This is a genomic window from Propylenella binzhouense (genome assembly GCF_009866965.1).
Taxonomy (GTDB): Bacteria; Pseudomonadota; Alphaproteobacteria; order Rhizobiales; family Afifellaceae; genus Propylenella; species Propylenella binzhouense.
On sequence record NZ_SPKJ01000063.1, the window covers coordinates 1 to 25,039 of the forward strand.

Sequence of the window (25,039 nt, forward strand, 5' to 3'; positions counted from 1 at the left end):
CGGTCTCGCCGACGGGCTCGTGCGCCGGGCCCGGCGCTGCGGCCGTCGTGCGGGGCGGGCGCGCGGCCTCGGGCCCGCGGCGCGCCATCATCACCGAATTGGTCTGGGTCAGGACGGGCGTGCCGCCGGCGCCCTCGACGACATGTTCGAAGCGGACGAAGCCGAGCTCCGGGCGGGAATTCGACAGGCGCGTGTCGAGGACCCGGACCCGGACGCCGAGAACCTCGCCCGCCGCGACGGGACGGTGCCAGCGGATCTCGTCGACGCCCGGAGCACCGCGCGCGGCGGTGCGGATCATCCACCCCTCGTAGTTCATCCGCATCAGGAGCGAGCAGAGCTGCCATGGCGAGGCGGTGGTCTCCGCCGCCTTGTCCGCCGCGGGATCGTAGGCGGCGCGGTAGCCGGCGATCGATCCGGCCGAAAGCGCATGGCTGCCGAACGCGAAGGCCTGGCCGGCCGCGAAATCCTCGAAAAAGGCGAGATCGCTCAACGGATCCTCCGGAAGGGGATTGTGCCCGGCCGCCCGGGCGGAAGGAGAGGGGGTCTCGCCGCTTGCGGCGGATCGGCCGCGGCCGCGGTGCCGGCTCTATCGGCTCCGACGCGCGGGGAAGCGGGTCAGCGGCGGGCGGCCGCGCCGGCCCGCTCCGGCGCCGGCCTGGCGTGCCGTTCCTGGCTGCGGCTCACGAGGTTGCGCAGATAGCTTGCGGCGTCGCGGCCCTTGATGGCGGTCCGCCACACCTCCTTGACCACGTTCTCGTGGAGCGCCAGCGCCTCCTGCGCGGAGGTCGCCATCGCGACGCCGACGCGGATGTTCGGCTGCTCGCCGAGGCGGAACGGGCTGATCATGAGCGTGTCGCCCGAGCGGCGGCGGAAGATCTGGAAGCCGGTATGCGGCAGGCTGTCGGTGACGAGGCCGATCTGGACGCCGATCGATTCCTCCTCGATGACGGAGGCGAAGTGTTCGATCTCGGCGCGCGCCATCTCGCGCCGCATCGCCTTCTTGCTCTCCGTGAGGCTGACGCGGCCGACCATGCCGTTGTTGAGGAAGGGCTCGATCTGCATGGCGGAGATGAGGTTCACGATCGGCGGCTGGCGCAGCCTGTAGGCGCGCTTCCGCTCGTGCAGGATCTCCATGATCTTGTCGACGTCGTCCATCGCCCGGCTGCGGTTCGGAAGGTCGTCCGGGATGCTCTCCCGCAGCACCTGGTCGAGCGCCATCTCGAAGCTGTCCGAGGCGAGGAGGAAGGAGATCGGGCCGGCGAGCACGACCATGTGCTCGGCCGATTCCTCGAGCTGGCGCAGCCGCTCGAAATAGCTCACCGCCGAGGGGATGTACTCGATGCCGACGCCGAGCAGCGTCGGCAGCGAGACCTGGAGCAGCTCGGAGAGCCTCTCCAGCGTCTCGATCTTCGCGAGCTCGCCCTTCTCGAACCGGTAGAGCGCCGTCCGGGAAATGCCGAGCCGGTCCGCCACCTCCTCCGCGCTCAGCCCTGAGCCGAGCCGGAATGCCCGCAACCGCTGTCCGATCTCGTCGTAACGCAGTGCCATCGTTCAGCTCCGGTTGGGCAGGGCGCAGCGCGCCATCATGCACGGATTCGGTTCGGCCTAGGCAATCCGCGAGGAAGCCTCTCCCGCCGGCAGCAGAACGATCCGGCCGGCGGCCTTGCGGTCCCGCAGCGTCACCAGCGCATCCGCGACCCGGTCGAGCGGGAAGGTCGTGGTGGGCGGCGCGTGGAGCTTGCCTTCCTCGTAGAGCCGGAAGATCTCGTCGTAGCAGTGGCGCATGAGGTCGGGCGTGCGCTTCCGGTAATCGCTGACCTGGAGCCCGCTCACCTCCATATTCTTCAGAAGCACGTAGTTCATCTTCAGCGTCGGGATGCGCCCGGCCGCGAAGCCGATCACGACCAGGCGCCCGCGCCAGGCCACCGCCCGGACCGCGGCATCGAAGAAGTCGCCGCCGAGCGGGTCGAGCACCACGTCCGCGCCCTTGCCGCCGTTCTGGTCGTAGACCTGCCGGCGGAGGCCTTCGCGCAGGTCCGCCGCGGAGAGATCGACGATCCCGTCCGCCCCGGCATCGGTCGCGAGCCCGGCCTTCGCCGGGCTGCTGACGCCGGCGAGGACGCGAAGCCCGTAGGCCTTGCCGAGCTGGACCGCCGCCATGCCGACGCCGCCGGTCGCGCCGAGGACGAGGAGCGTCTCGCCGGCCTTGGCGCGCGCGCGCTCCATCAAGGCGAACCACGCGGTGTCGTAGGCGAGCGCCATCGCCGCCGCTTCCACGAAGCTCATCCGTTCCGGAAGCCTGATGCAGTCCTTGGCGGGGACCGCCACCCTGGTGGCGTAGCCGCCCTGTTCGGCGAGCGTCTGGACCCGGTCCCCGACGGCGAGCCCGGCGACGCCGGGCCCGACGGCGGAAACGGTGCCGGCCGGCAGCTTGCCGGGCACGAACGGGATCGGCGGCAGGAACTGGTACTTGCCGCCGATGACCAGGAGGTCGACGAAGTTCGCAGCCGTCGCCGCGATGTCCACCACGACCTCGCCATCCCCGGGGGCCGGATCGGGCGCGGTCTCCAGCGAAAGCGTCTCGGGCCCTCCGAAGGCGTGGACGAAAGCAGCGTGCATGGTCTTCCTTTTCTGTCCGGCTGCGGCCGGTGCGTCTGGATCGCGGGGGTTCAGGCCGGCACCCGGCCGGGGGAGGCGGCATCCGCCATGGCCTTCCGGCCGTCGAGGCCCGCGACCTCCACGAGCCAGCCGGCGGTCCGCAGCAGCGCCTCGTCGGCATAGCGGCGCGCGACGAGCTGGACGCCGACCGGCATGCCGTTCGAGCCGCGCAGCGCCGGGACCGTGATCGCCGGCACGTGAAGGAGCGTCCAGAGGCCCTGGAAGCTCGGGTCGCCGGCATAAGCGAGGCCGACCGGCGCCTCGCCGTTCACGGCGGGGGCGATGAGGGCGTCGAAGCCCTCCATGAGCCCGTCGAGCGCGAGCCGGCAGGTATCCGCGAATTGCAGCGTGGCATGGTACGTCTCGCCGGAGATCGCCTGCCCGAGCTCGATGGAGCGGGCCATCCTGACGCTGATCGCGGCGCGGTGGTTCGCCCATTCCCAGGCGAGCGAGCGGGCGCGCTCGACATTGTTGATCGTCTCGCGCGCCTCGGTGAGGCCGGCGAAGGAGGCCGGCAGCTCGAACTCGACGATCTCGGCGCCGGCGGCCGCGGCCGCCGCGGCGGCATGGTCGAGCGCCGCACGCGTCTCCGGTTCGGCCTTCTCCCAGAGATAGGTCCGGCAGAGCCCGATCCGCGGCCGCGCCGGCCCCGCGGAGCCGGGCGGGTCGGCCCGCTGGGTGAGCACCCGGAGCGAGAGCGCGACATCCTCGACGCTGCGCGCGATGAAGCCGATCGTGTCGAGATTCTCGGCGGCGAATTTCAGCCCGGCCCGGTTGATCGTGTTGTAGGTCGGCTTGAATCCGACCACGCCGCAGAACGAGGCCGGGCGCAGCACGGAGCCGCCGGTCTGGGTTCCGAGCGCCATCGGCACCATCCGGTCGGCGACGGCCGCGCCCGATCCGCTCGACGAGCCGCCCGGGGTGCGCGCGAGGTCGAGCGGGTTCCGCGTCGGGCCGGGCGCGACGCCGGCGAACTCGCAGGTGACCGTCTTGCCGAGGATGACGGCGCCGGCCGCCCTCAGCATCGCCACGGCGGAGGAATCGGAGAGCGTCCTGTTCCCCTTGTAGATGGGCGAGCCCATCTCGGTCGGCAGGTCCGCGGTGTCGAGCACGTCCTTGATGCCGACGGGGACGCCGTGAAGCGGACCGCCCGCCCGCGCCGCGTCGCAGGCGCGCGCCTGCGCCATCGCGTGCTCGGGATCGAGCGAGGCCCAGGCCTGGACGTCTTCCTCGCGGGCGGCGATCCGGTCGAGGCAGGCCGCCACCAGTTCCGTCGAGGAGAGCTCGCCGGCCGCGACCAGCCGTGCGGATTCCGCGAGGGAAAGCTCGTTGGGGGTTTCCGTGGCCATGGTCGAAACCTCCTTCGCCGGCTCGGCCGCCCGCCCGCCAGCCGATTTTGGCATGTCCGGGCCCGTCGGAGCCGAAGGGCCTCTCATGGAACGGCATTTTGCAACATTTTTGGTACTCTAGCCGGAAAATCGCCGGGCTCGCAAGTCGCATCGGAAAGGCTGCATTGGTCGGGCGGCTCCCGGCACGGACGGGGCTCCGCCTCGGCTCCAGCGGCGGCATTGGTGCGCCGAAGGCCGGAGATTGGGGAAGCTGCGGCCGGATTTCGGCAGGCGGCGCGCCGTCGCGGCCGATACCGCGGGCGACTGAATATGGTCTTCCGGCCCGTTCCGGATCGCGATCCAGCGCCGCGAAACTGTATCAAAAAGTTGACGCCGTGCTCGATAGCTGGAAGTATGTCGGTTTAGAGACACGGACGGGAATGCGAATGGCGCGCCCTCACGGATCGCCGCAAGGCTCTTGCAATCTCCATTCCGGTCGCGCGCCGCGTCGGCGCCGGCTTGCCCTTCCTGCCTGCGCAGGCGCGGCGGCCGGCCGGAGCCCGGCAGAATGACGGGCTTCGAGATCGTCGAGCCGGAATCGCTCGAAGAGGCGTTCCGGCTGCTCGACCCGGAAGATCCGGCGGTCCGCCCGATCGGCGGCGGGACCGCACTGATGCTGATGATGAAGGCGCAGATCTACAAGCCGGAGCGCCTGGTGAGCCTGCGCCGGCTAGACGGACGCTTCTCCGGGATCGATATCGCGGCCGACGGGAGCGGCTTCCGGATCGGCGCCATGACGACCTTCTCCATGCTCGAGCATTCGCCCGCGATCCGCCGGCACCTGCCGGTCATCGCGCAGACGATGAAGACGCTCGCCAACGTGCGGGTGCGCAATGTCGCGAGCGTCGGCGGGAACCTCGCCCATGCCGATCCCCATCTCGACCTTCCGCCCGTCTGGGTGGCGCTCGGGGCGAGGGCGGTCGTGGTCGGGCCGCGCGGCGAGCGGACGATCCCCGTCGAGGCGATCTTCGAGGGCTATTACGAGACCTCGCTCGCCAATGACGAGCTGATCGCCGAGCTCGAGGTGCCGGTCCGCGCAGGCTGGGATGCGCTCTACGTGAAGGTCACGACCCGCGCCGCGCATGATTGGCCGGCGCTCGGGCTCGCGGTCTCGGCCGAGCTGGAGGGCCGGCGCATCCGCGACCTGCGGCTCGTCCTCAGCGCCGCCGTGGACAAGCCGACCCGGCTCGCCGCCGCGGAGGCGGTCCTCCGCGGCGCGGAGATCGGGCCTGCGACCCTCCGCGCGGCGGGCGAGGCGGCGGTCGCGGAGACGGAGATCGAATCCGACAGCCGCGGCTCGGCCGCATACAAGCAGCATCTCCTGCGCGTCCATCTCGGGCGCGCCATCGAAGCCCTTGCGGCGAAGCGAGTTTGACGATGGCAAGGACGGCATCGCGCAATATCGGCCAGTCGATCCCACGCCTCGAGGCGCGCGAGAAGGTGACGGGCAGGGCCGAGTACGTTCACCACCTGCGCCTTCCCGGCATGCTCTACGGGAAGATCTTCCGCTCGACCGTGCCCCATGCCCGGATCAAGAGCGTCGACGTCTCGGCCGCGCAGGCGCTCGAGGGCGTCTACCGGGTGGTCACCATCGACGACATCCGCGAGGCGATCCCGCATCCCTATTACGGTCCGGCCTTCCACGACCAGCCGATCCTCGCCGACGGCAAGGTCCGCTTCGCCGGCGAGCCCGTCGCGGTCGTGCTCGCGGCGGATCCCCACATCGCCCAGGAGGCGGTCGGCCTGATCTCGGCGGAATACGAGGAGCTGCCGGCAGTCTTCGACGAGGTCGAGGCGATGAGCAGCGACGTGCTCGTCCACGACGTCCTGAAGCCCGCCGCGACCTTCCCCGACCTGAAGCACCTCGCCGGGCGGACGGGAACGAACGTCGCGCTCGACTACCACCTTCTGCGCGGCGATCCGGAGGCGGGCTTCGCCGCCGCCGATCACGTCTTCGAGCACACCTACCGCTCGCAGCAGGTGATGCACATCCCGATGGAGCCCTTCGTCTCGGTCGCCGACGCGGCGGACGGGCGCCTCACGCTCCACACCGCTTCGCAGAGCCCGTCCTTCGTCCGCATCGAGATCGCCCGCCTGCTCGGCTGGCCCGAGAACAGGGTCCGCGTGAAGGTGCCCTATCTCGGCGGCGGATTCGGCGGCAAGCTCTACATCAAGCTCGAGGCGCTGGTCACCGCGCTCTCCCTCGTGGCGCGGCGGCCGGTCAAGGTCGCGCTCACCATGGAGGAGCAGTTCTTCATGGTGACGCGGCATCCCTGCACCTTCACCATCAAGAGCGGCGTCAACAAGGACGGCACGATCGTCGCGCGCACCTGCAAGGTGGTGTGGAACGGCGGCGCCTACGCCGATATCGGCCCCCGCGTGACGCAGAAGGCGGGCTTCACCTCGGCCGGCCCGTACGACATCGAGAACGTCGAGATCCACTCCTACGCCGTCTACACGAACCGGCCGCCCTGCGGGGCGCTGCGCGGCTTCGGCGCGCCGCAGACCGCCTGGGCCTACGAGTGCCATATGGACGAGATCGCCGAGGCGCTCGGCATGGACAAGGTCGCGTTCCGCCGCAAGAACCTGCTGCAGAACGGGCGGCCGCAGGCGACCGGCACGATCGTGCAGGACGCGGCGCTCGAGCAGGCGCTCGACCAGGTCGCCGACAGGCTGAACTGGAACGAGCCGCTCGACCGCGGCGACGGCCGGATCCGCCGCGGCCGGGGCATCGCGGTCGGCTTCAAGGGCATCACCGCCCCGACCACCTCGGTCGCGATCGTCAACCTCTACGCGGACGGCAGCTGCGGGCTCTACATCAGCACCGTCGAGATGGGGCAGGGCTCCGACACGGTGATGGCGCAGATCGCCGCCGAGGTCCTCGACATGGACGCGGCCGCCATCAAGGTCGTGCATCCGGACACCGACGTGACGCCCTACGACATGGGCACGCTCGGCTCGCGCTCGACCTTCCACATGGGAACGGCCGTCCGGCTCGCCGCCGAGGACGCCAGGAAGAAGATCGCCGAGCTCGCGCGCGAGCTCGGCCTCCCGGAGGGCAGCAACCTGCCGCTGCCGGAGCTCTTCCGCCGCAAATACGGCATGCAGGCCGGCAACATCATCGGCACGGCGAGCTTCATCCCGAAATACGAGAAGCCGGACGCCGAGACCGGCCACTCGCGGAACGCGACGCCGTTCTGGGGCGTCGGCGCTTCCGGCGCGGAGGTCGAGGTCGACACCGAGACCGGGCACTACCGGATCACCAAGCTCGTCAACGTCGCCGATGTCGGCACCGCGCTCAATCCGAAGCTCGTGCAGGTCCAGCTCTCCGGCGCCGGCATCATGCAGCTCGGCTTCACCACGACCGAGGAGATGGTCTACCGGGACGGCCAGCTCACCAACGGCTCGCTCGCCGACTACAAGATCCCGACGCTTCTCGACATCCCGCCCGAGTTCATCAACGAGCACGTCGATTCGGAGCAGAAGGACGGACCGTTCGGCGGCAAGGGCGCCGGCGAGAGCACGACGATCGCGCTTTCGCCCGCGATCGGCAACGCGCTCTTCGACGCCGTGGGCGTGCGCCTGACCGACCTGCCGCTCACGCCCGAGAAGATCTTCCGCGCGCTCTGCGAAGCGAACGGCACCCCCCTGGCCGGAGAGTGATTTGAGCAGTCCCCGCACCATCCGCTTCACGCTGAACGGCGAGCCGGTCTCCGCCACGATCATGCCGCACGAGACGCTGGTCGACGTGCTGCAGCACCGCTTCGACCTGCGCGGCGCGCGGGAGAGCTGCGGGCAGGGCCTCTGCGGCTGCTGCACCGTCCATGTCGACGGCAAGCCGGTCTCCGGCTGCCTGTTCCTCGCCGTCTTCGCCGACGGCGCGCGCGTGGACACGGTGGAGGGCCTCGCCAGGGGCGACGCGCTCGACCCGGTCCAGGAGGCCTTCATCGAGGCCGGCGCCTTCCAGTGCGGCTTCTGCACGCCGGGTTTCGTGATGATGGTGAAGCAGCTCCTGAAGGAGCATCCGGAACCGACGGACGAGGAGGTCCGGCACTATCTCACCGGGAATCTCTGCCGCTGCTCGGCCTATCCGGAGATCCTCGACGCGGTGAAGCTCGCCTCCGCCCGCCAGGCGGAAGCCGCGCGCCGGGCCTGAGCGGCCTGCCATGCACGGCGGAACCGCACCCCCGATCCTGCGCGTCTCCGGCGTCACCGCCGGCTACGGCGACATCCAGGTGCTCTGGGGCGTGGACCTCGCCGTGCCGGCGGGCGAGATCGTCTCGATCGTGGGGCCGAACGGGGCCGGCAAGACGACGCTGCTCCTCGCCATTTCCGGCATGGTGCGGGCACGCGGCGGGAGCATCCATTTCGAGGGCGAGGACATCACCGGCGCGAGCCCCGACCGGATCGTCCGCAAGCGCCTCATCCACGTTCCGGAAGGGCGGCGGCTCTTCCCGACCCTCAGCGTGCGCGACAACCTGCTCCTCGGCGCCTATGCGCGCGAGGACGGCGCGGAGGAGATCGCGCGCGACCTCGAGCTCGTCTATTCGATCTTCCCGATCCTGAAGGAGCGCTCCGAGCAGGGCGCGACGACCATGTCCGGCGGCGAGCAGCAGATGTGCGCCATCGGGCGCGGGATCATGGCGCGCCCGAAGCTGCTCCTCATCGACGAGCTCTCGCTCGGGCTCTCGCCGAAGGCGCTCGAGGTGCTTGCCGAGAGCCTCCTGAAGATCAACCGCGAAGGCATCTCGATCCTGCTCGTCGAGCAGGACGTGATGACCGCCTTCGAGCTCGCGAGCACGGCCTATGTCCTCGAATCCGGCAAGGTCCGGATGTCGGGCCGCACGGAGACCCTGATCGAGGACGCGGCCGTGCGCGCCGCCTATCTCGGGCACTGACATGGCCGTCGCGACCGCACCCGACCGGAAGGGGATCGGCGGCTCGATCCGGCGCATCGAGGATGCCCGCCTGCTCTCGGGCCGCAGCACCTTCATCGCCGATATCGGACGGCCGGGGATCTGGGAGGTGGCGTTCCTGCGCAGCCCCGTCGCCCACGCCAACCTCGTGCACCTGGAGAAGCCTGCCGGCGCCGAGGACCGCGTCTTCTTCCTTGCCGATCTCGGCGCGATCCTGCCGATCCGCGCGGACTCGCAGGCGCCCGGCTTCCGCCGCTCCGACTATCCCGCGATCGCCGACGGCAAGGTGCGCTTCGTCGGCGAGCCGATCGCGATCTGCCTCGGCCGCACGCGCGGCGAGGCGGAGGACCTCGCCCAGGCCGTGCTCGTCGACTATGACGAGCTTCCCGCCGTGGCGGACATCGCGCAGTCCCGCAATCCGGACCTTCCGCCGATCCATCCGGGCTGGAGCGAGAACGTGTTCCTGGAATCGCGGGTCGATGTCGGCGACGTCGACGCCGCCCGGGCGGCGGCCGCGCTCTCGCTGACGCGGCGCTACCGCATGAACCGGCAGGCGATCGTCTCGCTCGAGGGGCGAGGCGTCGTCACCTATCGCGACGAGCGCACCGGCGAGCTCGTCGTCTACAGCTCGACCCAGTTCCCGCATGTCATCCGCACCGCGCTCGCGGAATGCCTCGGCATGAAGGAGCGCGAGCTCCGGGTCGTCGCGCCGGAGGTCGGCGGCAGCTTCGGGGTGAAGAACAACCTCAATCCGGAGGAGCTCGCGCTCGCCGCGCTGACGCGGCGGACCGGCAAGGCCCTGCGCTGGGTCGAGGACCGGCGGGAGCACCTGATCGCCTCCGCCCATGCGCGCGAGCACCGCTACGAGGTCACCGTCCATGCCGACGGAGAGGGAAGGGTGCTGGGGCTCGAGGCGACGATCGAGGTCGATGCCGGCGCCTATTCGGTCTGGCCCTGGACGGCGCCGATGGAGGCCGGCATGGCGATCGGCTTCCTGCCGGGCCCCTACGCCATCACCAGCTACCGCGCCACCGCGCTCACCTGCGCCAGCAACAAGTCGCCGCTCGGGCCCTATCGCGGGGTCGGCCGGCCCGGCGCGTGCTTCGCGATCGAACGGACCATGGATGAGATCGCCGCCGCGCTCGGCCTCGATCCCGTCGAGGTGCGGCTCAGGAATTACGTCCGCCCGGACCAGTTCCCGTGGAAGTCGGCCGGCGGCAAGACCTACGACATCGGCGATTACGGCGCGAGCGCGCGGGCGGCCCGCGACATGATCCGCCCGGAGCGCGTCGCCGCGCTCAGGCAGGAGCATGCCGGCAGCGACTGGCGGATCGGGATCGGCTACGCGACCTATCTGGAGCAGACCGCGCACGGGACCGCCGAATGGGTGCAGCGCGGGCTCCCGGTCGTCTTCGGCTACGAGCAGGCCGAGATCCACATGACCGCCGACGGCATGCTCGTCATGGACGTGCCGATCCAGAATCACGGGCAGGGCCTGGAGACAACGCTCGCCCAGGTCGCCCATGACGAACTCGGCATCGATCCGGCGCAAGTGGTGGTGCGCCATGGCGACACCAGCCTCGCGCCCTACGGCATGGGCACGTTCGCCTCGCGCTCCATGGTGATGTCGGGCGGCGCCGTCGGCCGGGCCTGCGAGGCGCTCGCCGCGAAGATCCGCAAAATCGGCGCGCATCTCCTGCAGGTCACGGAGGAGAACGTCCGGCTAAAGGACGGCGAGGTGGTGGCGGCAGGCGGCGCGAGCGTCCCGCTCGCGGAGATCGCGATGGCGGCCTATCTCCATCCGGAGCGGCTTCCGGACACCGTCGAGCCCGGCCTGTCGGTCATCGCCTCCTACCGGACCGCCAGGGATACCGGCGCCTGGTCCTACGGCACGCATGCCGTCCTCGTCGCCGTCGACACCGGCACCGGGCTCGTGGAGATCCTCGACTACGCGATCGCCCATGATTGCGGGACGATCGTCAACCCGATGATCGTCGACGGGCAGATGATGGGCGGCCTCGCCCAGGGGATCGGCACGGCGCTCTACGAGGAGATGCCCTACAGCGAGGACGGCCAGCCGCTCGCCTCCACCTTCATGGACTACCTCGTTCCCGGCGCGCCGGAGGTTCCCCGCGCGCGGATCGAGCATCTCTCGATCCCGTCGCCGATCACGCGCTACGGCATCAAGGGCATGGGCGAGGGCGGCGCGATCCCGCCGCCGGCGGCGATCTGCAACGCGGTGAACGACGCGCTGCGGCCGCTCGGCGCCGCGATCGACGAGACGCCGCTCACGCCGGACCGCATCATCCGGGCGCTGATGGCGCCGCAGGCCGGGGAGGCCGGGGCATGAAGCCGGCGCCGATCGCCTATGTCCGGCCGGACACCGTCGAGCGCGCCGTCGGCCTTCTTTCGGAGAGCGGCGGCGAGGCGAAGGTGCTCGCCGGCGGACAATCGCTGGTGCCGATGCTGAACCTCCGGATCGCCGCCTTCGAGCGCCTCGTGGACGTGACGGGCCTTCCGGGGCTCAGGTCCGCTTCGGACGAGGGGTCGGAGGTGCGGCTCGGCGCCTGCGTGACGCACGAGCGCATCCAGACGGGCGACGTCCCCGATCCCTCCAACGGGCTGATGCCGAGCACCGCGAGCCGGATCGCCTACCAGGCGGTGCGCAACCGCGGCACGATCGGCGGCAGCCTCGCCCTCGCGGATCCCGCGGCCGACTGGCTGGCGACCATGGCGGCGCTCGGGGCCGCGATCGAGTGGGTCGGACCGGACGGACCGGGGAGCTGCCCCGCCGAGGCGTTCGTGGAAGCGGCCTACACGACCCGGCTCGGCCTCTACGACGTGCTGACCGGCATCCGCATTCCGCGGCTCCATCCCGACGCGCGCTGGGGGACCTACAAGCTCTGCCGCAAGACCGGGGAGTTCGCGCACGCCATGGCGATCGCGATCCGCCAGCCGGGCGGCTGCCGCGCCTTTCTCGGGGCGACCGAAGGCGCGCCGATCCGGCTGCCGGCGGTCGAGGACATGCTCGCGGGCCTGCGGGGCTGGGACGCGTCCGACGCGGCGCGGCTCGGCGAGGCGATGGCCGCCGACGTCGCCGCCGCGGGCCGCAGCCTCTCGGACGTCCACGCCTGGCAGTCTCGCACCTGCCTCGCCCGCGCCGTCGCGATGAGCTTCGGCGCCGCGCCGCCGAGGCTCGGGAGGGCCGCCTGATGCAGCCGATCGAGCTCATCGTGAACGGGGAGCGGCTCTCCGCCGCGGTCGATCCGCGCACGACGCTCGCGGACTTCCTGCGCGAGGCCGCCGATGCGCGCAGCGTCCATCTCGGCTGCGAGCACGGCGTCTGCGGCGCCTGCACGATCGTCGTCGACGGCAGGATCGCCCGCTCCTGCATCGCGCTCGCGGTCGCGCTCGACGGCGCCGAGATCTGGACGCTCGAGGGGCTCGGCGCCGATCCGGTGATCGCGCAGCTCAGGGCGAGCTTCCACGAATGCCACGGGCTCCAGTGCGGCTATTGCACGCCCGGCATGCTGGTGACCGCGCGCGAGATCCTGCGGCGCCACCCCGCGCCGTCGGAGGCGGTCGTGCGCGAGGCGCTCGCCGGGAACATCTGCCGGTGCACGGGCTATGCCGGCATCGTCGCGGCCGTGCTGCACGCGGCCGAAAACTTGGCGGAAGGGGAGATTCCGCCGCTCTGACCCGGGCCTTCCGGGGAAGCGCAACTCACGGGGACTGAAGGAGAGGACAGGATGAACAGGTTCAAATCGGCCTTGGCCGCTTCGCTCTGCATCGCGATCGGCGCGTCGCCGGCGCTCGCTGCGGAGACCCTCAAGATCGGCGCGCCGCTCGCGCTCACCGGCCGCCTTGCGGATGCCGGGCAGAAGTCGAAGCAGGGCTACGACATGTGCGTCGAGGCGGTGAACGAGAAGGGCGGGCTCGAGGTCGGCGGCGAGAAGCGCATGCTCGAGCTCGTCACCTACGACTACCAGAGCGAGACTAACAAGGCGATCGAGATCGTCCAGCGCCTCGTCAACGTCGACAAGGTGCCGTTCCTGCTTTCGCCCTACGGCTCGGGCGACACCAAGGCCGCCGGCGTCGTGGCCGAGCGCTACGGCGTGCCGATGGTCGCAGCGGCGGCCGCCACGCCCTCCGTCTTCGACCAGAAGTTCAAGAACCTCTTCGGCATCCTGTTCCCGAACAAGATGATCACCGAGGCCGAGGTCGCCTATTACAAGCAGCATGCGCCGGACGCGAAGAAGGTCGCCGTGCTCGCGCTCAACAGCCTCTATCCGAAGGGCATCGCCGCCGATCTCGCCGCGAGCGCCAAGGATGCCGGCTACGACGTCGTGTTCGACCAGATCTACTCGCCGAACACCACCGACTTCTCGAACGCCCTCACCCAGATCAAGTCGCTCGAGCCGGACTGGATCTATGCCACCGGCTACACCGAGGACCTGATCCTGATCCGCCGCCAGATGGCCGATCTCGGCCTTTCGGCGCCGATCGTCACCATGACGGCCGGCCCGGCCTATCCCGAGTTCGCGTCGAACGTGCAGCAGCTCGCCGACAACGTCACCACGAATTCCTGGTGGCACCAGAACGCCAACTACAAGGACGACTTCATCTTCGGGACGTCGCAGGCCTACAACGAGGCGTTCAACAAGCGCTTCGGCCGCGACGCGACCTATCTCGAGGCTGCCGCGACGGCTTCCTGCGAGACGCTTGCGATCGCCGTGGCGGAGGCGAACTCGACCGATGGCGACGCCGTCCGCAAGATCATGCACGAGAAGACGTTCCAGACCTTCTATGGCCCGATCCATTTCGGCGAGACCGGCCAGAACGACTACAACGCCGCCCTCGTCATGCAGATCCAGGACGGCGAGCTGCTCGTGCTCGCGCCCGAGGAGCTGAAGCAGGGCGCGCTGAAGATCGGCGTCCCGCCGGCCGGCAACTGAGCGGCGGACACGCCATGCTGGGCCAGTACCTGGTCAACGGACTGCTGACGGGCGGGCTCTATGCCTGCCTGGCGGTCGGCTTCGCCCTCGTCTGGGGCGTGCTGAACGTCGTGAACATGCTGCACGGCTCGATGGTGATCCTCGGCGCCTATGTCTGCATCATCGGCGTCCAGCAGTTCGGGGTGCCGCTCTACGTGGCGGCTCCGCTCGCCTGCATCGCGCTCTTCGCGTTCGGCTACGCGGTGCAGCGCGGGCTGATCAACCGGGTGGTGGCCCAGCCCATCCTCATCACGCTGACCTTGACGTTCGGGCTCGACCTGATCGTCAACAACCTTCTCCTCTATTTCGTGGGCGCGACCCCGCGCTCGCTCATTACCAATTTCGGCGCGGTCGACCTGTTCGGCGTGCGGGCGCCGGTGGTGCGGATCGGGGGCATGCTCGTCGCGATCACGCTCACGCTGCTCCTCTACTGGCTCCTGCACCATTCCAAGCTCGGCCGGGCGATCATCGCGGTCCGCATGGACCGCCATGCGGCGGCGCTGATGGGCATCCGCATCCCGCAGATCTACGCGCTCACCTTCGGCATCGGCGCGCTGATGGCGGGCGCCGCGGGCTGCGCGATGGCGCTCATCTATCCGACCGCGCCGATGATGAGCGGCGTCTTTCTCGGCAAGGCCTTCATCATCTGCGTGCTCGGCGGGCTCGGAAGCGTGCCGGGCGCGATCGTCGGCGGCCTCGTCCTCGGCATCGCGGAAGGGGCGGGCAGCCTCGCCTTCGGGCCGCAATGGGCGACGACCGTCGGCTTCGTCCTCATGATGGCCGTCATCATCCTTCTCCCGAGCGGCCTTGCCGGCCGGAAGGGCTTCGAATGATCCTCGACCGCACCTTTCTCCTGAAGATCGCGGTCGGGCTCGCGCTTTTCGCCCTCGCCGCATTCTCCGCCTTCTCGCTCGACAATTACCAGCTCCAGGTCGGCACCTCGCTCGCGATGCTCGCCGTCCTCTGCTACGCGTGGAACCTCGTCGGCGGCTACATGGGCTATCCGTCGCTCGCGACGATCACCTTCTTCGGGATCGGCGCCTATACGGACGGCATCGTGCAGAACCTCGACCAGGCGATCGGCGTCGCCTGGCTCGCGGCGGCCATCGCGGGCGCCGCAATCGCACTCCTTCTCGGCGCGGCGCTGCTGCGCCTGAAGGGGCACTATTTCGCGATCGGCACGATCGCCACGCTCGAGGTCGCGCGCGAGATCGCCAACAACTGGGACGCCCTCACCGGAGGCGCGATCGGGCTCAACATCCCGATCCAGATGGGCAGCCCCGAATTCGTCGGCCGCTTCTTCTTCCTCGTCATGCTGGCGCTCGCGGTGGCGGCCTTCCTCGTCACCGTCGTGGTCGACCGGACGCGCTTCGGCTTCGGGCTCCGCTGCATCAGGCAGAACGAGCAGGCCGCCTCGATGGTCGGGATCGACGTCGTCCGCTACAAGGTCGCGGCCTTCGTGCTGTCCGGCGCGCTGAGCGCGGCGGCGGGCGGCGTCTACGCCTCGATGGTCGCCTATATCGAGCCGAAGGATGCCTTCAACCTCGTCAAGACGATCGAAATTCCCGTCATGGTCATGCTCGGCGGGATGGGCACGATCTTCGGCCCGCTGATCGGCAGCGCCTTCTACGTCGTGCTCAACGAGTTCGTCTGGGCCAACTTCATCAACTGGCACAGCGGCATTCTCGGCCTCATCATCGTCGGCGTGATCTACTTCCTGCCGGGCGGCGTGCTCGGGACCCGCTGGCCCTCGGCGAAGGGCCGCATGCCGATGCGTGCCCGCGCGGCGCAGCCGCGCACGACCGCGTGAGCCCGGCCATGGCGGAGCCCATCCTCGAGCTGCGCAACGTGACGCGCACCTTCGGCGGCGTGCGCGCGACGGACGATGTCAGCCTCGCCTTCATGCCGGGCGAGATCGTCGGCCTGATCGGCCCGAACGGCGCGGGCAAGACGACGCTCGTCAATCTCATTTCCGGCTTCCTGCCGGTCTCGAGCGGCGAGATACGCTACGAGGGGCGGAGCATCGTCCGCCAGGCGCCGCACCAGATCGCGCGGGCGGGCATCGCGCGCACCTTCCAGATCGTGCAGCCCTTCGCGCAGATGACCGTGCTCGAGAACGTGATGGCCGGCTCCATTTTCGCCGGCGCGCTCGGGCTGAAGGCCGCGCGCGCGAAGGCGGTCGAGGCGCTCGAATTCGTGCGGCTGGCGCCGTTCATGGACATGCCGGCCTCCGAGCTCGCGCTCGCCAACCGCAAGCGGCTGGAGCTCGCCAAGAGCCTGGCGATGAATCCGCGCGTGCTGATGCTCGACGAGGTGAATGCCGGCCTCAACTCGTCGGAGATCACCGAGGCGCTCGGCATGATCCGGGCGATCGCGGAGCGCGGCATCACCATCATCGTCATCGAGCACCTGATCCGGGTGGTGGCCGAGCTCGCCGAGCGGGCCGTCGTGCTCCATCACGGCGCGGTGCTGAGCGAGGGGCCGGTCGATTCGGTGCTGAAGGATCCGCGGGTGGTCGAGGCCTATCTCGGCAACCGCTTCGCCAGGCGCTTCGCCGGGTGAGGCCCCGGCATGGTGCCGGCCCGCGGCCGGCCGGGTTCTGGGAAATTTCCGGATCGAGCGGGATCCGGCTGGGAATGAGGAGCGCGTAATGGTCGACAAAATCACGATCCGCAAGCCGGACGACTGGCATCTCCATGTCCGCGACGAGGACATGATGCGCGCCTCGCTCCCCTTCACCGCGCAGAAGTTCGGCCGCGCGATCATGATGCCGAATCTCGTCCCGCCGGTGCGCACGACGGCCGACGCGGCCGCCTATCGCGAGCGCCTCCTCGCGGCACTCCCGGCGGGGAACGGCTTCGAGCCGCTGATGACCTGCTACCTGACGGACGATACCGATCCGGACGATGTCGAGCGCGGCTTCGCGGAGGGGGTCTTCACCGGGGTGAAGCTCTATCCCGCCAACGCGACCACCAATTCGGCCGCCGGCGTGACCGACTTCGGGAAGATCCGCCCGGTGCTGGAGCGCATGCAGAAGATCGGCATGCCGCTCCTCATCCATGCCGAGAGCGTGGACCCCGAGGTCGACGTGTTCGACCGCGAGGCCGTCTTCATCGAGCGCACCTTCGAGCCTTGGACGCGCGAGTTCCCGGAGCTCCGCTTCATCCACGAGCACCTGTCGAGCAAGATCGGCTGCGATTTCGTCCGCTCCAGGTCGGGCCAGGTCGGCGGCACGATCACCCCCTACCATCTCGAGCTCAACCGGACCGACTGGCTCGGCTGGGGCAACCGGCCCTACATGTACTGCATGCCGGTCATCAAGACGGAGGCCGACCGGCAGGCGCTCAGGAAGGCGGCGACCGGCGGGGAGAGCTGCTTCTTCCTCGGCACCGATTCCGCCCCGCATTCCATCCACAAGAAGCTCGCGATCGTCGGCGCCGCCGGCCTCTTCAACGCGCCCGTCGCGATCGAGACCTATGCCAAGGTGTTCGACGAGGAGGGGGCGCTCGACAGGCTAGAGGCGTTCGCCTCGCTGAACGGGCCGGCGCATTACCGCCTGCCGCCGAACGAGGGGACGATCACGCTCGAGCGGGTCGAGTGGACCGCGCCGGAGGAGATCGCCGTGCCGGGGCCGGAGGAGCGCGCGCTCGTCTATCGCGGCGGCGAGACGATCGGCTGGAAGGTGACGAACGTCACCTGACCGCCCAAGGTGCAACCGCCCCGGCGCCGAGCCCGCGCCGGCGCGGCGGAATGCGGATGCGGCTGGCTCAGCCCTGCATGCGGGCGTCAGCCGACGGGCTCGCCGGCGAGACCGGCCATGGCGGGCAGGGCTGCCGCCGCCCGCCGCTCGCGTTCCGGCCGCCAGGCGGGGACGGGCAGGGTGCGCGCCACCTCGACGAGGCTCGTGACGACGGGCGAGAGCGGGTCGCGGTCGGAGACCAGCAGCCCGACCGGATGCTCCACCTCGGGTGCCACGAGCGGGATTGCGGCGATCCGGTCGGTGGGATCGAACAGCAGCTCGAAATGCTCCGGCAGGATGCAGGCGAGGCCGTTCAGGCGCATCTGCGCATAGAGCGCCACCACCGAGTTCGATTCCACGTCCGGGTCCGGGCGGCAGCCCAGGCCTTCGAAGGTGGCGTCGAGGATCCGGCGGTTCTGCATGTCGGGGGTGAGCAGTCCGAGCGGATGGCGCGCCGCCTCCCGCCATTCCACCACGTCGCGGCCTGCAAGCGGATGGCCGCGGCCGCAGAACAGCCGGTAGCGCTCGGGGTAGAGCGGAACGACGAGGGCGCCGCCAGCCGCCTCGTCGTCGAGATAGCTGATGCCGCCGTCGAATGCGAAGGCGGCGAGGCCCTGCAGAACCTCCCGCGAGGTCTGCGAGCGGATGGAGAAGGTGATGCGCGGATAGCGCCGCCGCACGGCATCGGTCAGGATCGCGGCGACCGGCAGCGCCGACGGGATGACGCCGAGCACGGCGCGCGCCTCGATCACGCCCTTGAGGCTTGCGAGCTCCTGCTCGAGCGAGCTGCAGTTCTCGACGATCGAGCGCGCCCATTTCAGGATGCGCTCGCCCTCGGGCGTCAGGCCCTCGTAGCGCTGGCTCCGCTTCACGATCGAGACACCGAGCTCGTTTTCGAGCTGCCGGATCCGGCTCGAGAGCGTCGGCTGGGTGACGTCGCAGGCCGCGGCCGCCCGCGTGAAGTGCTTCTCCCGCGCCAGCGCCACGAGATAGCGAAGCTGCCTGATGTCCATCGCCAGGGTGCCGGCCGCGTCCGATGATCCCACGGCCGGCCTGCGCAGCCTGCCGTCAACGGCGAGGACCCTACAACGTTTGCATAGGATTGCATAGAACGACAGTGGCGGCGGCGCCCCCAGGCGTCCCGACCGGCTGCCGGCCCGCGCCCGCTCAGAGCATGGGTCTGCCGCCGGTGACCGGGACCACCGCGCCGGTGATGTAGCTCGCCTCCCGCGAGGCGAGCATGACATAGGCCGGCGCGAGCTCCGCCGGCTGCGCGGCGCGCCCGAGCGGCGTGTTCTTGCCGAAGTTCTTCACGTGCCCGGCGGGCATGGTGGACGGTATCAGCGGCGTCCAGACCGGTCCCGGCGCGACTGCGTTCACCCGGATCCCCTTGTCCGCGAGGAGCCCCGCGAGCCCGGCCGTGAAGTTGGCGATCGCGCCCTTGGTCGTGGCGTAGGCGAGGAGCGTGGGCGATGGGTTCTTGGCGTTGATCGATGTCGTGTTCACGATCGAGCTGCCGGGCTTCATGTGCGGCACGGCCGCCTTGGCGAGGAAGAACTGGCTGTAGACGTTGGTCCGGAACGTGACGTCCCATTCCTCCGCGCTGATGTCTTCGAGGCGCTCGAAGGTGGCCTGGTGGGCGGCGTTGTTGACGAGGATGTCGAGGCGGCCGAACGCCTCGACGGCACGCTCGACGAGCGCGCGGCAGAACGCCTCGTCCTTGATGTCGCCGGGGACGACGAGCGCCTTCCGGCCCGCCTCGCGCACCCAGCGTGCGGTCTCCTCGGCATCCTCGTGCTCGTCGAAATAGGATACGAGCACGTCGGCGCCCTCGCGCGCGAAGGCGATGGCGACGGCGCGCCCGATACCGGAATCCGCGCCCGTGACGATGGCGGCCATGCCCTGGAGCCGCCCCGACCCCCTGTAGCTCTCCTCGCCGTGGTCGGGCCGGGGAACCATCGCGTCGGTCCGGCCGGGCATGTCCTGCGTTTGCGGCGGCTGGGGCGGCTGCGGTGCGTCCCGCTTGGGATCAGTGATCACGTGCGTCTCCCGCGTCGATCGAAAACCGGTGCGAGAACGGGACCCGCCGCGATCCGTTCCGGTGCGGGTGCGGGCGGAAGGCGTCCGCCGGCGGCCGCTGCGGCGTCCGCGCCCGTTGTTCGGGCCCGTTGTTCTGGCTCGGCGCCGGGTGCCGGCGGGGGGCGAATGCGAGGCGGAGAGAGGCAGTCGGAACCGCGGGCCTTGTGCGAGGCCGGGACCTCGGGGGGTCGGGTGGCGTGCGGCGACGCGGAGCGAGCGATGATGCCGCGTTTCGCGAAGGAGGCGGCTCGCCGCATCGGTGGCGCTTTGTGCGCGGCACCGAAGTCCGGCGCAGCTGGCGCTCCCTAGGGGACTCGAACCCCTGTTTCCGCCGTGAGAGGGCGGCGTCCTAGACCGCTAGACGAAGGGAGCGTCGGGCCGGCATATAGCCTCTGGCCCGGGCCCGCGCAATGGCTGAATCACGGGTTTCCGCAGGAACTTGCGCCGGGTGCGCGGCGCTAGTCCTCCGCCTCCTCGCAGGAATGGCCGAGTTCGGCGAAGCCGTCCTCCAGATAGTCGCCGAGCCGGGGCATGCCCATGAGATAGGGCGCGGAATTGGCGCGGTGGCGCTCCATCGCGAGGTCGCGCGCGGCGGGGAAATCGGCGCGCTCGAAATCGCCGCGGCCGACCCAGGCGATCGCGATCAGATCCACCACCTCGTCCTCGTTGAGGTCGGCGATCATCTCCCGCAGCTCCGCCGCCGTCGGATCGTCCGCATAGTCCTCGAGGCTCTCGATGCCGGCATCGTCGGCCGGATTGGATCCGGGGTCCGGCTCGACGGGCTCGACCTTGACGTCGAACTCCCTGGCCTTCTCCACGATGTAGCAGACCTTGTCCGGGCTGATGTTCAGCTCGACAGGTGGGGGCGCTTCCCTGAGCACGGTGTTCTCCGCCGAAAAGGATGTCCGGTGCTCGATGCCGGTTCCGGCCGGCGCGCGCCTTGACCGCGATCAAAGAAAAGGGCCGGAGCTTGCGCCCCGGCCCGATCATCCGCTCGCGCGCCCGGCTCAGGCGTAGGCCCAGCCGGTGCTCCAGGCCGAATAGTCGTAGAACCAGCCGTAATGCCACCAGCCGGTCGTGTACCAGCCGTATTCCCAGCCGGTCTGGTAGAACCAGCTCGCGATCCAGTCGCCGCCGGTCCAGGACCAGCCATAGGTCCAGCCGACCTCGTTGTAATCGTAGTTCCAGCCGTAGGCCCAGCCCCAGCCGGCCGTGTACCAGCCGTACTCCCAGCCGGTGTCGTAGAGCAGGCCGTAGGTCCAGCTGGCGCCGCCGCCCGACCACCAGGCCCAGCCGGTGCTCCAGGCCGAATAGTCGTAGAACCAGCCGAAGTTCCACCAGCCGGTCGTGTACCAGCCGTATTCCCAGCCCGACTGGTAGAACCAGCTCGCGATCCACTCGCCGCCGGTCCAGGACCAGCCATAGGTCCAGCCGACCTCGTTGTAGTCGTAGTTCCAGCCGTAGCCCCAGCCCGCGCCGGCCGTGTACCAGCCGTACTCCCAGCCTGTGTCGTAGAGAAGTCCGTACTCGGACGCCATAAGTCGCTCCCGTCTGTCGTTCCGGTGTGGTCTCGGCTGCCCGCCTCGCCAAAGGAGGTAGTCTAAGCCGGGCCCCGGCCCATCACGCGGCGGTGGCAAAAGGTGCGCGATGAGCTAAGCTGCTGGAATATCGGGGAAAACAGCCGACGCACGGGAGCCGTGTAGTGCCACGGAGTCAGTTAACGTGCTGATTTCATTGACGAAAATTCATTCGCCAAGGAATCCGGCCCGGCCGCGGCGCGGCGGCCGGGCGGAACTCAGAGCGCGACGCGCCGCAGTCTGAGGGCGTTCGAGACGACCGAGACGGAGGAGAGGCTCATGGCCGCGGCGGCGACCACGGGCGAGAGAAGCAGCCCGAACGCCGGATAGAGCACGCCCGCCGCGATCGGCACGCCGAGCGTGTTGTAGCCGAACGCGAAGATGAGGTTCTGGCGGATGTTGGCGAGCGTCGCCTCGGCGAGCCGGCGCGCGCGCACGACGCCGCGGAGATCGCCGCTCATGAGCGTCATCCCGGCGCTCTCCACCGCCACGTCGGCGCCGGCGCCCATCGCGATCCCGACATCGGCCTGGGCGAGGGCAGGGGCGTCGTTGACGCCGTCGCCTGCCATGGCGACCTTCCCGCCCCCGCGCTGCAGGTCGGCAACGATCCGCTTCTTGTCCTCGGGGAGCACGCCGGCATGGACCTCGTCGAGGCCGAGCCGCTCCGCCACCGCGCGCGCCGTCGTCTCGTTGTCGCCCGTCGCCATCACGATCCGGAGACCGAGCGCGTGCAGGGCCTCGATCGCGGCGGGCGAGGTGTCCTTGATCGGATCGGCGACCGCGACGAGGCCGGCGAGCGCGCCGTCGACGGCGAGGAACATGACCGTCTCGCCCGCCCGGCGCCGTGCCTCGGCGCGCCCGGACGCATCGCCGAGCGCGATCCGGGCCGCTTCCATCAGCCGCGCATTGCCGAGGAGCGCGGCGCGGCCGTCGACCGTTCCGCGGACGCCCTGGCCGGTGACCGCCTCGAAATCGGTCGCCCGCGGCAGCGGGAGGGCGCGCTCGGCAGCCCCGGCGAGGATCGCCGCGGCGAGCGGATGCTCGCTGCCGGCCTCGAGCGCGGCCGCGATCGACAGCACCTCCGCCTCAAGCCGGCCGCCCAGCGCCTCGATTGCGGCGAGCCGGGGCCTGCCCTCGGTCAGCGTCCCGGTCTTGTCGACGACGAGGGTGTCGACATGGGCCATGCGCTCGAGCGCCTCGGCGTTGCGCACCAGCACGCCCGCCTGCGCCCCCCGGCCGGTCGCGACCATGATGGAGATCGGGGTCGCCAGCCCGAGCGCGCAGGGGCAGGCGATGATGAGCACGCTGACGGCCGCGACGAGCGCATAGGCGAGCTGCGGGGCGGGGCCGAACACCCACCACGCGGCGAAGGCGAGGATCGCGACGGCCACCACAGTCGGCACGAAATAGCCCGAGACGCGGTCGGCGAGGCTCTGGATCGGCGCGCGCGAGCGCTGCGCCTCCGCAACCATGGCGACGACCTGGGCGAGCGTCGTCTCCGCGCCGGTCCGCTCGACCTGCATGTCGAAGCTGCCGGTCCCGTTGAGCGTGCCGCCGGTCACGCGGTCGCCCGCCGTCTTCTCGACCGGCACCGGTTCGCCCGTCAGCATGGATTCGTCGACGGCGCTGCGGCCGGAAAGCACCGTTCCGTCGATCGGCACCCGATCGCCGGGGCGGACCCGGAGAACGTCGCCCTTCGCGACGGATTCGAGCGGCACTTCCTCCGCGCTTCCGTCGGCGCGCACCCGGATCGCGATCTTCGGCGCGAGGTCGAGGAGGGCCCGGATGGCGCCGCCGGTCCGCTCGCGGGCGCGGAGCTCGAGCACCTGGCCGACGAGGACGAGCACCACGATCACCGCGGCCGCCTCGAAATAGCCGGGCACGATTCCGTGCTCGCGCATGCCCGCCGGGAAGGCGCCGGGGGCGAAGAGCGCGACGAGGCTGTAGAGATAGGCGGCACCGGTGCCGATCGCGATTAGCGTGAACATGTTGAGATTGCGGGTGACGAGCGAGCGCCAGCCGCGCTCGAAGAACGGCAGCCCGCAATAGGCGATCACCGGGGTGGCGAGCGCCGCCTGCAGCCATTGCTCCGCATGCGCGGACATGAAGGGAAGGACGTCGACGCCGAACAGGTGCCCGGCCATCTCCAGGAGGAGGAGGGCGAAGGCGAGCGGTGCGCCGATCCAGAGCCGCCGCGTGAAGTCGACGAGCTCCGGGTTGGGCCCTTCGGCCGGGACGCCCATCGGTTCGAGCGCCATCCCGCAGATCGGGCACGTTCCGGGCCCTTCCTGGACGATCTCCGGATGCATCGGGCAGGTGTAGAGCGTGCCTTTCGGCATTGGCTCCGGCGCCTTCCCGGAAAGATGGCGCTCCGGGTCGGCGAGGAACTTCGCGCGGCAGCCTTCGGAGCAGAAATGATAGGTCTTTCCGGCATGCTCGGCCGTGGGCTTGCCGGCGCCGAGCCTCACACTCATGCCGCAGACCGGGTCGATCGCGGTCTCCGCCTGCGCGGGCGCCTCCGCCCCGGCGAGATAGCGCTCGGGATCGGCGAGGAACTTGGCGCGGCAGCCCTCCGAGCAGAAATGATAGGTCGTTCCGGCATGCTCGGCCGTGGGCTTGCCGGCGCCGAGCTTTACAGTCATGCCGCAGACCGGGTCGATTGCGGTCTCCGCCTGCGCGGGCGCGGCCGCCCCGGCGAGATAGCGCTCCGGATCGGCGAGGAACTTGGCGCGGCAGCCCTCCGAGCAGAAATGATAGGTCGTTCCGGCATGCTCGGCCGTGGGCTTGCCGGCGCCGAGCTTCACGCTCATGCCGCAGACCGGATCCGTTGCCGTCTCTCCCGCCGCCGCGGTCCGGTGGCCTGCGTGGCCGCCGCCGCAGCACGAAGCGGGGTGGGCCTGCCGCCGATCCCTGTCGTCCGAACTCATCGCGATCTCCTGGTTCGGCCGGGATGTGGTCCTTCCAGTGACGGGAAGGTCAACCGGGAAGCACGAATTTCCGGCGAGGCCCGCGTGGCCTTGACCTTACAGCAGCTGGAAGCCCGACATCTTGCCATATCACGGTGACGAGGACGTTCGGATGCCCAGACTTCTCCTGCCGGCGGCCCTGGCGGCCGCCCTTGCCCTTTCCTCGGCGGCGGCGTTCGCCCAGTCCCCCGGGGGGCCGGCCGGTGCGCCGATGCCGGGCCACGCTTCGGAACAGGGAATGCCCGGCATGTCCGGCGGCGACATGCCGGGAATGTCCGGAGGGGGCATGCCGGGCATGGCCGGGTCGGCCTGGCGCGGCGACCAGGGCCCCGTCTCGCGCGCCTATGCGGAGGCGAATGCGCGCATGCACGCCGCGATGGATATCGAGTTCACCGGCAATCCCGACCATGACTTCGCGCAAGGCATGATCGCGCACCACAAGGGTGCGATCGCGATGGCCGAGGTGCTCCTCGCGCATGGCAGCGATCCGGAGCTGAAGAAGTTCGCCGAGGACGTGATCTCCGCCCAGACGGCGGAGGTCCGCTTCCTGGAGGACTGGCTGGCGAAGAACGCCGCGAAGTGAGGAGGGAGGCCCGCCCGCCGGCGGGCCTCCCCGGCGATCGGCCGCTGTCGTCAGCGGGGCAGTGCGGCGGCCGTGGCGGCGAGCTGCTGCGGCGCGGCCGGCCGCGCGTCGGAGACCTGCGGCGGCGCGGTGAGCGTGC

22 protein-coding genes and 1 tRNA gene are annotated in these 25,039 nt (G+C 70.2%); 13 read left to right on the forward strand and 10 right to left on the reverse strand.

Annotation, left to right across the window (positions count from 1 at the left end):
- The 4 genes from E4O86_RS15855 to E4O86_RS15870 all read right to left on the reverse strand — a co-directional run.
- Positions 1–490, reverse strand: a 490-nt coding sequence (locus tag E4O86_RS15855) for a hotdog family protein (protein WP_484573214.1), incomplete at its 3' end; no start/stop codon positions are given.
- A 125-nt stretch (positions 491–615) separates the two neighbouring features.
- A complete protein-coding gene (locus tag E4O86_RS15860; protein WP_161141531.1) occupies positions 616–1,548 on the reverse strand; it encodes a helix-turn-helix domain-containing protein in 933 nt (310 codons plus the stop codon).
- A gap of 57 nt (positions 1,549–1,605) precedes the next feature.
- A complete protein-coding gene (locus tag E4O86_RS15865) occupies positions 1,606–2,619 on the reverse strand; it encodes an NADPH:quinone oxidoreductase family protein (protein ID WP_161141532.1) in 1,014 nt (337 codons plus the stop codon).
- 50 nt (positions 2,620–2,669) lie between these two features.
- Positions 2,670–4,007, reverse strand: a complete 1,338-nt coding sequence (locus E4O86_RS15870) for an amidase (protein WP_161141533.1) — start codon at positions 4,005–4,007, stop codon at positions 2,670–2,672.
- A 547-nt stretch (positions 4,008–4,554) separates the two neighbouring features.
- Here E4O86_RS15870 and E4O86_RS15875 point away from each other — a divergent pair.
- From E4O86_RS15875 to pyrC, 12 genes are all read left to right on the forward strand, one after another.
- Positions 4,555–5,421 carry an FAD binding domain-containing protein gene (locus tag E4O86_RS15875; RefSeq protein WP_161141534.1) on the forward strand — a complete coding sequence of 289 codons (867 nt, stop codon included), beginning with the start codon at positions 4,555–4,557 and terminating at the stop codon, positions 5,419–5,421.
- Between the two features lie 2 nt (positions 5,422–5,423).
- Positions 5,424–7,709, forward strand: a complete 2,286-nt coding sequence (locus E4O86_RS15880; protein WP_161141535.1) for a xanthine dehydrogenase family protein molybdopterin-binding subunit — start codon at positions 5,424–5,426, stop codon at positions 7,707–7,709.
- A 1-nt stretch (position 7,710) separates the two neighbouring features.
- A complete protein-coding gene (locus E4O86_RS15885; protein WP_161141536.1) occupies positions 7,711–8,202 on the forward strand; it encodes a (2Fe-2S)-binding protein in 492 nt (163 codons plus the stop codon).
- A 10-nt stretch (positions 8,203–8,212) separates the two neighbouring features.
- Entirely contained in the window at positions 8,213–8,944 is a 732-nt protein-coding gene (locus E4O86_RS15890) for an ABC transporter ATP-binding protein (protein ID WP_161141537.1), read from the forward strand.
- Between the two features lies 1 nt (position 8,945).
- Positions 8,946–11,312, forward strand: coding sequence for a xanthine dehydrogenase family protein molybdopterin-binding subunit (locus E4O86_RS15895; protein WP_161141538.1), 2,367 nt, complete (start codon positions 8,946–8,948; stop codon positions 11,310–11,312).
- On the forward strand, positions 11,309–12,175 hold the full coding sequence (locus E4O86_RS15900; protein ID WP_161141539.1) for an FAD binding domain-containing protein: 867 nt from the start codon (positions 11,309–11,311) through the stop codon (positions 12,173–12,175). Before E4O86_RS15895 ends, E4O86_RS15900 begins: the two co-directional genes overlap by 4 nt.
- A complete protein-coding gene (locus E4O86_RS15905; protein ID WP_161141540.1) occupies positions 12,175–12,660 on the forward strand; it encodes a (2Fe-2S)-binding protein in 486 nt (161 codons plus the stop codon). Before E4O86_RS15900 ends, E4O86_RS15905 begins: the two co-directional genes overlap by 1 nt.
- A 51-nt stretch (positions 12,661–12,711) precedes the next feature.
- The gene (locus tag E4O86_RS15910) at positions 12,712–13,917 is read left to right on the forward strand and encodes an amino acid ABC transporter substrate-binding protein (protein ID WP_161141541.1); all 1,206 of its coding nucleotides are present in this window, start codon (positions 12,712–12,714) and stop codon (positions 13,915–13,917) included.
- 14 nt (positions 13,918–13,931) lie between these two features.
- Complete coding sequence (locus E4O86_RS15915) at positions 13,932–14,789, forward strand: branched-chain amino acid ABC transporter permease (protein WP_161141542.1); 858 nt, start codon at positions 13,932–13,934, stop codon at positions 14,787–14,789.
- On the forward strand, positions 14,786–15,766 hold the full coding sequence (locus E4O86_RS15920) for a branched-chain amino acid ABC transporter permease (protein WP_161141543.1): 981 nt from the start codon (positions 14,786–14,788) through the stop codon (positions 15,764–15,766). The genes E4O86_RS15915 and E4O86_RS15920 overlap by 4 nt, the downstream gene beginning before the upstream one ends.
- A gap of 8 nt (positions 15,767–15,774) precedes the next feature.
- On the forward strand, positions 15,775–16,518 hold the full coding sequence (locus E4O86_RS15925) for an ABC transporter ATP-binding protein (RefSeq protein ID WP_161141544.1): 744 nt from the start codon (positions 15,775–15,777) through the stop codon (positions 16,516–16,518).
- An 88-nt stretch (positions 16,519–16,606) separates the two neighbouring features.
- Complete coding sequence (gene pyrC, locus E4O86_RS15930) at positions 16,607–17,656, forward strand: dihydroorotase (protein ID WP_161141545.1); 1,050 nt, start codon at positions 16,607–16,609, stop codon at positions 17,654–17,656.
- An 86-nt stretch (positions 17,657–17,742) separates the two neighbouring features.
- Here the strand turns inward: pyrC and E4O86_RS15935 are convergent, their stop codons facing one another.
- The 6 genes from E4O86_RS15935 to E4O86_RS15960 all read right to left on the reverse strand — a co-directional run bounded on the left by E4O86_RS15935 (position 17,743) and on the right by E4O86_RS15960 (position 24,278).
- Positions 17,743–18,741, reverse strand: a complete 999-nt coding sequence (locus E4O86_RS15935) for a LysR family transcriptional regulator (protein ID WP_343039177.1) — start codon at positions 18,739–18,741, stop codon at positions 17,743–17,745.
- Positions 18,742–18,862: 121 nt separating this feature from the next.
- Complete coding sequence (locus E4O86_RS15940) at positions 18,863–19,675, reverse strand: SDR family oxidoreductase (RefSeq protein WP_161141550.1); 813 nt, start codon at positions 19,673–19,675, stop codon at positions 18,863–18,865.
- A 395-nt stretch (positions 19,676–20,070) separates the two neighbouring features.
- A tRNA-Glu gene (locus E4O86_RS15945) sits at positions 20,071–20,146 on the reverse strand.
- An 86-nt stretch (positions 20,147–20,232) separates the two neighbouring features.
- Complete coding sequence (locus E4O86_RS15950; RefSeq protein WP_161141546.1) at positions 20,233–20,655, reverse strand: DUF3775 domain-containing protein; 423 nt, start codon at positions 20,653–20,655, stop codon at positions 20,233–20,235.
- 126 nt (positions 20,656–20,781) lie between these two features.
- Entirely contained in the window at positions 20,782–21,312 is a 531-nt protein-coding gene (locus E4O86_RS15955; protein WP_161141547.1) for a hypothetical protein, read from the reverse strand.
- Between the two features lie 257 nt (positions 21,313–21,569).
- Positions 21,570–24,278 carry a heavy metal translocating P-type ATPase gene (locus E4O86_RS15960; protein WP_161141548.1) on the reverse strand — a complete coding sequence of 903 codons (2,709 nt, stop codon included), beginning with the start codon at positions 24,276–24,278 and terminating at the stop codon, positions 21,570–21,572.
- A 151-nt stretch (positions 24,279–24,429) separates the two neighbouring features.
- On the opposite strand from E4O86_RS15960, the gene copM reads away from it, so the two are divergent.
- Positions 24,430–24,900 (forward strand): CopM family metallochaperone, encoded by a 471-nt coding sequence (gene copM / locus E4O86_RS15965; RefSeq protein WP_246206442.1) that lies wholly within the window; start codon positions 24,430–24,432, stop codon positions 24,898–24,900.
- The last annotated feature ends 139 nt before the right edge of the window (positions 24,901–25,039 follow it).